Annotated in this window: 7 protein-coding genes; 2 read left to right on the top strand and 5 right to left on the bottom strand. The window is 48.5% G+C overall.

Features of this window, described 5'->3' with window-relative positions; genetic code table 11:
- Positions 1-49 precede the first annotated feature (49 nt).
- Entirely contained in the window at positions 50-406 is a 357-nt protein-coding gene (locus IS446_RS11305; protein ID WP_203057171.1) for a transposase, read from the top strand.
- Positions 403-1,287 (top strand): IS3 family transposase, encoded by an 885-nt coding sequence (locus tag IS446_RS11300; protein ID WP_317192146.1) that lies wholly within the window; start codon positions 403-405, stop codon positions 1,285-1,287. The genes IS446_RS11305 and IS446_RS11300 overlap by 4 nt, the downstream gene beginning before the upstream one ends.
- 75 nt (positions 1,288-1,362) lie before the next feature.
- On the opposite strand, the gene ilvA is transcribed toward IS446_RS11300, so the two are convergent.
- From ilvA to ilvD, 5 genes are all read right to left on the bottom strand, one after another.
- Positions 1,363-2,625, bottom strand: a complete 1,263-nt coding sequence (gene ilvA, locus IS446_RS11295) for a threonine ammonia-lyase IlvA (protein ID WP_235996480.1) — start codon at positions 2,623-2,625, stop codon at positions 1,363-1,365.
- A 14-nt stretch (positions 2,626-2,639) separates the two neighbouring features.
- Positions 2,640-4,115 carry a ketol-acid reductoisomerase gene (gene ilvC / locus IS446_RS11290; RefSeq protein ID WP_203060754.1) on the bottom strand — a complete coding sequence of 492 codons (1,476 nt, stop codon included), beginning with the start codon at positions 4,113-4,115 and terminating at the stop codon, positions 2,640-2,642.
- 101 nt (positions 4,116-4,216) lie between these two features.
- Positions 4,217-4,744: an acetolactate synthase small subunit gene (ilvN, locus tag IS446_RS11285; RefSeq protein WP_203060752.1), complete on the bottom strand. Its 528-nt coding sequence runs from the start codon at positions 4,742-4,744 to the stop codon at positions 4,217-4,219.
- Between the two features lie 17 nt (positions 4,745-4,761).
- Complete coding sequence (gene ilvB, locus IS446_RS11280; RefSeq protein WP_203060750.1) at positions 4,762-6,495, bottom strand: biosynthetic-type acetolactate synthase large subunit; 1,734 nt, start codon at positions 6,493-6,495, stop codon at positions 4,762-4,764.
- A 42-nt stretch (positions 6,496-6,537) separates the two neighbouring features.
- Complete coding sequence (ilvD, locus tag IS446_RS11275) at positions 6,538-8,214, bottom strand: dihydroxy-acid dehydratase (protein ID WP_203060776.1); 1,677 nt, start codon at positions 8,212-8,214, stop codon at positions 6,538-6,540.
- Positions 8,215-9,027 lie beyond the last annotated feature (813 nt).

The following is a 9,027-nucleotide window of genomic DNA, read 5'->3' as shown; positions in this document are numbered from 1 at the left end:
ACTGACTCCGCCTGATATAGGTTGCCTTTTTTCACAACCTTTTTAAACGATGAAAAAAGTAGCAACTAAGAGGACTTTTGATCTGGATCTGAAATTGGATCTGGTCAAGCAAATTGAATCTGGAAAAGTAGGCGTAAGTCAAGTGTCCAGGATTTATCAGGTAAGCCCTGCGGCCATTTATAAATGGTTACGGAAATATTCCGATCTTTATAAAAATCAAACCCGAGTCGTGGTGGAAAAGAAGAGTATTTCTCAAAAGAACAAAGAGCTTCAGCAGCGCATAGCGGAGTTGGAGCGTGCTTTAGGGCAAAAACAAATGCGGATCGACTACCTGGAGCAGGTGGTTGATGTGGCCTCTTCTGAACTAGGAGTGGATATTGAAAAAAAGTCCAAACGACGGTCATAGCGCGTTTTCGTGAGGACAAATCGTCGCATAGCTACAAGATGAACGATCTGTATGCTATGATAGGGATCACCAAACAGGCATTTTATAAGCGGTTAGCCCGTTCAAAAGCTCAGGAGGCTACCAAACGGTATGTCATAGCAATGGCTTCGGAGCTTCGAAAGGATCACACTAAAATGGGCTGTAGAAAGCTCTACGATGAGATCCGCCCCAAGGGAATGGGTAGAGATCGTGTGGAAGCATTGTTGCTTAATGAAGGCTTCAGGGTGCCCAGAAAACGCAGTTATCGCCGTACGACCTATGCTGGAGGATATCGATATGAAAATCTGTTATCGGGAAAGATGCTGAACGACAGACATCAGCTCTGGGTAAGCGATATCACTTATATCCCGGTAGGATATAAACAGTTTTACTATCTGACATTGATCCAGGATGTGTATTCAAAAGTGATCAAAGGCTGGTCCTTGTCCAAGACCATGGAGACGGAAGAAACGGTGCTTCCCAGCTTGAAAGATGCTTTAAAAGGTTTAAGTGAAAACGAGCGAAAGCAACTTGTTTTTCATTCTGATCGAGGCTCACAGTATGGAAGTAAGGAAATGAGAAGGCTATATGACATCTTTAAGATTAATCCGAGTATGGGAGGAAAAGCCTGGGAGAATGCTCATGCAGAATCTTTAAATGGTGTCTTAAAGAACGAGTACATCAACTTTGATAACATCAATATCAGTTTAACCCAGGCACGTTCATTAATGGATAAATGGATCTATCTTTACAATTATGAGCGCCCCCATGGTTCATTAAAAAACATGAAACCTATGGAATTTGAAAAACACCTTAAAAGCTTATCTGTAAAGCAAAGGGAAACATTAGAGATAAAATATTAACCCGAAATAGGGCAACCTTATTCAGGCATGCTCAAACTAGTAACCTGTAACCCGTAACTCGTAACTCGTAACCCATCACACTAAATACTGAAACAGATCGGGCTTATTATTCAGGTAATCGCCGTAAAAGTTTCTGGCCTTCATCCGGGCTACCAGGGGTTCAAGATCGGTCTCTTCCTTGAGTTCGATACCTACCACGGCGGGACCGTTCTCTTTAGCGTGCTTTTTGGCGTACTGAAAATAGGTAATGTCATCACTGGGTCCCAGGATCTCGGCTACGAACTCCTTCAAGGCTCCTGCCCTTTGAGGGAAACGAACGATAAAATAATGCTTTAATCGCGCATAGAGCAATGCACGTTCTTTGATCTCGGCTGTACGGGTAATGTCGTTATTGCTTCCGCTCACCACGCATACCACATTCTTCCCGCATATCTCCTCGGCGTATTGTGATAAAGCCGATAAGGTTAGTGCTCCGGCGGGCTCCACCACGATAGCGTCCTTGTTGTACAGATCAAGGATCTCCTGACATACCCTGCCTTCGGCTACGGTTACCATTTCATGCAAAAGGCCTTTGCAGATCTCAAAATTGCGATGTCCGACCTTTTGCACGGCGGCACCATCGATAAACTTATCGATATGACCCAGTTCGGTATTTACCCCGTTCTGCAGGGAGGTTTTCATAGAGGGCGCTCCTTCGGGTTCCACCCCTATGATCTTTGTTTTAGGCGACAGCAGGTGAAAAACACTAAGGATCCCGGAAATGAGTCCGCCCCCACCCACAGGTACAAAGAGGTAATCGAGGTGGTCTTTGGTTTGCTCCAGGATCTCCAGGCCCACGGTTGCCTGTCCTTCGATCACCTTTTCGTCATCAAAAGGGTGAACGAACACCATATCGTTGGCATCACAATAAGCCATAGCGGCCTTATAGGCATCGTCAAAGGTATCCCCGGTGAGCACGATCTCTACCTGGTCTTCCCCGAACATCCGCACCTGATCCACCTTTTGGGCAGGCGTTGGCGCCGGCATGAAAATGATCCCTTTGATCCCCAGTTCACGGCAGGAAAAAGCCACCCCCTGGGAATGATTTCCTGCGGAGGCACAAACCACCCCGCGGTTTCGCTGGGTTTCATCTAGAGAACGCATTTTGTTATACGCCCCTCTTATCTTATACGAACGTACTTCCTGCAGGTCTTCCCGCTTCATCATCACCTTCGCTTCATACATTTTGGAGTACCTGCGACTCAACATCAGGGGAGTAACTGCAGCCACCCCTTCGAGGGTGGCTGCAGCTCTTCTAACATCGGCTAACGCAGGCATTGTACATGATACTGCTGCCATAGGTTTCCCTGTTTTTAATGTTCAAATACCAACTTCTTCATCGCGGTCATCGACCCGCGCAGGGTAGCCCCTACTTTCTCGATATCGTGAGCGCGTACCGAAGCATCAACGGCTTCCACCTTAGCGGCTTCCGGAGCTTCACCTTTAAAAGCCTTTCCGATCACATCGGTTTCTACGGCAGCCATAAAGTCTTTAAGCAACGGCTTACACGCATGGTCGAACAGGTAACATCCGTACTCGGCCGTATCGGAGATCACCCTGTTCATTTCAAAGAGTTTCTTACGCGCAATGGTATTGGCGATAAGCGGGGTCTCATGCAGGGACTCGTAATAAGCCGATTCTGCTTTGATCCCCGCAGCGGTCATGGTTTCGAAGGCGAGCTCTACCCCACTCTTAACGAAAGCCACCATAAGCACTCCGTGATCAAAATATTCCTGCTCGCTAATAGGCATTTCACCTGCCGGAGTCTTTTCAAAGGCAGTCTCTCCGGTAGCCTTACGCCAGGTAAGCAGGTTCTTATCGTCATTGGCCCAGTCTTCCATCATGGTCGATGAGAATTTTCCGGTCATGATATCGTCCATATGTTTTTCAAAGAGTGGCCTCATGATACCTTTCAGTGTCTCTGAAAGTTCATACGCCTTCACTCTTGAAGCAGGCTCCAGGCGGTCCATCATCTGGGTGATCCCTCCGTGCTTAAGCGCTTCGGTAATGGTCTCCCATCCGTACTGGATGAGTTTTGAAGCATAGGCAGGCTCGATACCTTTCTCTACCATCTTCTCAAAGCTCAGGATTGAACCCGTCTGAAGGAGTCCGCAAAGAATGGTCTGCTCTCCCATAAGATCCGATTTCACTTCGGCAACAAAAGACGATCTAAGCACCCCTGCACGGTCACCACCGGTAGCCGAAGCATAGGCTTTAGCCAGCTCCAGACCTTCGCCATTCGGATCGTTCTCCGGATGCACGGCAATAAGGGTAGGCACCCCGAATCCGCGTTTGTATTCTTCCCTTACTTCAGATCCCGGACACTTAGGTGCCACCATGATCACGGTAAGGTCTTCACGTACTTTCATGCCTTCTTCTACAATATTGAAACCGTGGGAGTATGAAAGGGCTGCACCTTCCTTCATAAGGGGCATCACCTGTTTTACTACGGCAGTATGCTGCTTATCCGGTGTGAGGTTACATACCAGGTCGGCATCGGGGATCAATTCCTCATAGGTACCTACTGTGAATCCGTTCTCGGTTGCATTGCGATAGGAAGCGCGTTTCTCTTCGATCGCACCTTTACGCAGCGCATAAGAGATATCGAGTCCGCTATCGCGCATATTGAGTCCTTGGTTAAGCCCTTGAGCTCCGCATCCTACGATAACGACCTTTTTTCCTTTTAAGGCCCCGGCACCCGCGGCAAACTCAGCGCGATCCATAAATTCACATACTCCTAACTGTTCCAGTTGTTCTTCCCTGCTCAGGGTATTAAAATAGTTTGACATTACTAATGTGTTTTCTGTTATTGGTTAATCTTTTTATCTGCGATCTTTCGATCTGAGGTATCTTAAGTTCTTGCGACACCGTTTGTTTTTAATATGCTGTATTAGTGCACGAATTCTTTTAAAAGCGAGGAGATCTCCATTTGCGATTTGGAAACAGAAACCCTTCCCGATCTTACGAACTGCATAATGCCATAGGGCTTGAGCTCTTCATAGAGGTTCTCGATCTCTTCCCTTCTCCCCGACTTGGAGATCACGAAGAAATCACGGGAAACGGTAACGATCTCCGAATGACTGTCCTTGATGATGTTCTGGATCTGTCGCTCGTCAAAGAGCAAATGTGAGGCGATCTTGAACAGGGCCGTTTCCAGAAAGATGGTTTCCTCATCATTGTGGTAATACGCCTTGATCACGTCGATCTGCTTTTCGATCTGTCCGACGATATTATTCACCCACTTTTCGGTGGTGCGTACCACGATCACAAATCGCTTCACATCATCGATCTCCGACCCGGAAACATTGATGCTCTCGATATTGATATGACGCTTTACGAAGATCCCGGAGATCCTGTTCAACAGGCCTACGGTGTTCTCTGTGTAAACAGATATGGTATATATTCTTGCTTCTTCCATGTTGTATCCTGTTTAACTTATTTTAGTCGCACTTCAGAAACAGAAGCCCCGCTGGGGATCATCGGGAACACATTGTCTTCCTTCTCTACCTCCACTTCCAGGAAATAGGCTGTTTCACTTTTGATCATTCTTTCGATAGCTCCTTCCAGATCTTCTCTTTTTGAAACCTTTTCTGCCGGAATATGATAGCCTTTGGCGATGGTCACAAAATCCGGATTCACCATGGTGGTCGAGGCGTAACGCTTGTCAAAAAAGAGCTGCTGCCACTGGCGCACCATACCGAGGAAGCCGTTGTTGAGCACCACGATCTTCACTGGTACTCCGGTTTGATGAATGGTCCCCAGTTCCTGAATGGTCATCTGGTAGCCTCCATCTCCGATCACGGCTACGACCTCCCTCTCGGGGGCGCCCATTTTGGCTCCTATGGCTGCAGGCAATCCAAAGCCCATAGTTCCCAGTCCGCCGGAAGTGATATTACTATGACTCTCTTCGAATTTGGCATACCTGCAGGTGATCATCTGGTGCTGCCCTACATCGGTCACCATGACCGCCTTATTATGGGCCGCCTTGTTAATGCCTTTGATCACCTCTCCCATAGTCATCCCTTCTTTTTGAGGGTTCAGGTCGTGATCGATCACCGCCTCGAATTCGGTAGCGTAATGCGCTTTGAACCGGTCGTGCCAGGCCTCGTGCTTTTTCTCCTCCAGCAGAGGAAGCAACATAGAAAGGCTGTCTTTTACATTCCCCAATACGGGCACATCGGCCTTTACGTTCTTATCGACCTCGGCCGGGTCGATCTCAAAATGCAACACCTTAGCCTGTTTGGCATAGGTGTTCAGGTCTCCGGTTACGCGGTCGTCAAAACGCATCCCTAAGGCAATAAGTACATCACACTCGTTGGTGAGCATATTGGGCGCGTAATTGCCGTGCATCCCTACCATCCCCACATTAAGCGGATGGTCTGATGGCAGCGCTGATGCCCCCAGGATGGTCCACGCAGCAGGAATCCCGGCCTTTTCTACCACAGCTTTAAGTTCGGCTTCTGCCTTTCCTAAAAGGATGCCTTGTCCCCATACGATAAACGGACGCTTAGCGTTATTTATAGCTTCGGCTGCCGCTACGATCTGGCGTGAATCGATCCCGGGTACAGGCTTATAGCTGCGAACCCCGGTACAGGTGCTGTATTCAAAATCGAACTCTTCGAACTGGGCATTCTTGGTGATATCGATAAGCACCGGCCCCGGACGTCCGGATCTGGCAATATAGAAAGCCTTAGCCATGATCTCCGGGATCTCTGAAGCTTTGGTGATCTGGTAGTTCCATTTGGTTACCGGCATAGAGATACCCACGATATCGGTTTCCTGGAAGGCATCAGACCCCAGGAGGTGACGTGGTACTTGCCCGGTGATACACACCAAGGGCGTCGAATCGATCTGCGCATCGGCCAGTCCGGTAACCAGGTTGGTGGCCCCGGGTCCGGAGGTCGCCATACATACCCCTACCTTTCCCGATACGCGGGCAAAACCCTGGGCAGCGTGAATCGCACCCTGCTCATGACGGGTAAGTACGTGATGCAGACGATCCTGAAATTTGTACAGCTCGTCATACACCGGCATAATGGCCCCGCCGGGGTAGCCGTAGAGGGTGTTTACCCCCTCTGCAAGCAAGCAGTGCATCACTGCTTCGGCTCCGGTTACCCGCATATGGGGAACCGACTTGCTGGTGTGTTTCTTGATGGTTTTTGTTTCCATAATTCAAGGTCAGTTAATACTGTTGTTAGCTAATGGTGTGGTTTAGAACTCGTCGGTCACACAGCCTTTGGAGGCCGATGACACCGTTCTGGCGTATTTATAAAGCACCCCACTCTTGACCTTTAACTGGGGAGCTTTCCATTGTTCTTTTCGCTTGGCGAGTTCCTCCTGCGAAACTTCCAGGGTAATGGTATTTTTTACCGCATCGATAGTGATCACATCTCCATCTTTTACCAGCGCGATGGCACCACCGGTCTGCGCTTCCGGTGATACGTGTCCCACTACGAATCCGTGAGACCCTCCGGAGAAACGACCATCGGTGATCAGCGCTACATCCTTCCCAAGTCCGGCACCCATAATGGCCGCCGTAGGCTTCAGCATTTCCGGCATACCCGGTCCGCCCTTAGGCCCTTCATAGCGAATAACAACGACTTCTCCTTTTTGAACGAGTCCGTCGCGAATCCCGTCATTGGCCTCATATTCCCCATTGAACACCCGTGCCGGACCGCTAAAAGCGAGTCCTTCCTTTCCGGTGATCTTAGCCACAGCACCTTCTTCGGCGAGGTTCCCCTTAAGGATCCTCAGGTGTCCGGTAGCTTTTACGGGAGCTTCCACCGGCTTGATCACATCCTGACCTTCGTGGAGGTCTTCCACATCCAGCAGATTTTCGGCCAGGGTCTTCCCGGTTACCGTAAGGCAATCGCCGTGAAGCATCCCTTTCTTCAGCATATACTTTAATACCGCAGGCACTCCCCCAACCTTGTGGAGGTCTTCCATAACGTACTTCCCGCTGGGTTTAAGGTCGGCAAGGAAAGGCGTGGTATCGCTGATATGCTGAATATCGGCAAGGGTGAAATCGATCTCGGCAGCACGTGCTATCGCTAAAAAGTGTAGCACGGCATTGGTAGAACCACCAAGTACCGTAACCAGCCTGATCGCATTCTCCATGGCCTTGCGGGTGACGATATCGCGGGGCTTGATATCTTTTTCGAGCAGGAGTCGCATCGCTGCTCCCGCCTTTTCGCATTCTTTTTCTTTAGAAGAACCTACTGCCGGGGTCGAAGAGTTATAAGGCAACGACATCCCAAGCGCCTCTATGGCCGATGCCATGGTATTGGCCGTATACATCCCACCACAGGCTCCGGCACCGGGACACGCCTTGTGCACCACAGCTTGGAATTCTTCCTTGGTGATACTTCCCGCCACCTGTTGTCCCCAAGCTTCGAAGGCTGAAACCACATCGAGTTTTTTCCCGTTATGGCATCCTGCTGAGATGGTCCCTCCGTAAACGAGTACCGACGGACGGTTAAGGCGAAGCATGGCCATCATAGCTCCGGGCATGTTCTTATCGCACCCTACCACGGTCACCATCCCGTCGTATGACATGGCACGTACTACGGTTTCCATAGAATCGGCGATCACATCACGGGAAGGGAGGGAATAACGCATTCCCGGTGTTCCCATGGAGATCCCGTCGCTCACCCCGATGGTATTGAATACGAGTCCGACAAGCTCTTCACTCTCCACCCCTTTCTTTACATGAACAGAAAGGTCGTTAAGGTGCATATTACAGGGATTCCCCTCGTATCCGGTAGAGGCGATCCCCACAAAAGGTTTTTTTAAATCGTTATCGTCGAGACCCAGGGCGTGCAACATGGCCTGAGCTGCCGGTTGCGTAGGATCCTGGGTGACACATTTACTGAATTTATTGAGTTCCACTTTAGTATTGATTTTTTGATTCATTTAAGCACTTCAAAAATATTTTTACCTATTTCCTAACTGAAGTCCTTTTCGCTCAAGGGGTTAAACCCAAACGTGCTTTAACAGTTTTAAGTTATTGCAAATCAGTTAGTTATGCATTGAAATTGTTTAATGCTCAAGCGTTTAAAATTCCTGATCTCTTTGATTTTAGGTACAAAAAAACCTGTATCGGTTGGAAGGATACAGGCTGGTAAAAACAATAGGCTGCTGTATCGATCCGGCGGAGGGTCGATAATGACGAAAATGATGTTGATGAGTTGTTTCATGTTATTGAGTTACGGGTTACGGGTTATGCGGTTACGAGGTTATAAAGTTTTTAGTTGTTAGTGTTTAGTTATCGGTTTTCGGTTCTCGGTTCTCGGTGGTCGGTGGTTAGTTATAAGTTTTCAGTTATAGGTTCACGGTTCTTGGTTCTTTGCTCTTGGTTCTTTGCTCTTGGCTCTTTTCTCCTGGTTCTTGGTTCCCGGTGGTCAGTGCTCGGTTTTCAATTCTTGGTTTTCACGATTTACCATTCACGATATACCATTCCCCATTCACCATTCCCAATTCACCATTCCCAATTCACCATTCCCAATTCACCATTCCCAATTCACCATTCACAATTCACAATTTATCATCTATAATCCCCTTCACCTCTTCACCTCTTCACCTCTTTACCCTTTTCCTAATAGTTCTCGATACACCGTCGCTCCGCTCCGGCACTCGAACTGACACACCTATTACTTGTTACTTATTACCTTTAATCCTCTGAAGCTTTAGCGAAAGAGGACT

Source organism: Robertkochia sediminum, from assembly GCF_016786255.1.
In the GTDB taxonomy this organism is placed as follows: domain Bacteria; phylum Bacteroidota; class Bacteroidia; order Flavobacteriales; family Flavobacteriaceae; genus Robertkochia; species Robertkochia sediminum.
Note: the sequence above shows the minus strand (reverse complement) of the source record. Positions and strands in the feature narration are given on the sequence as shown.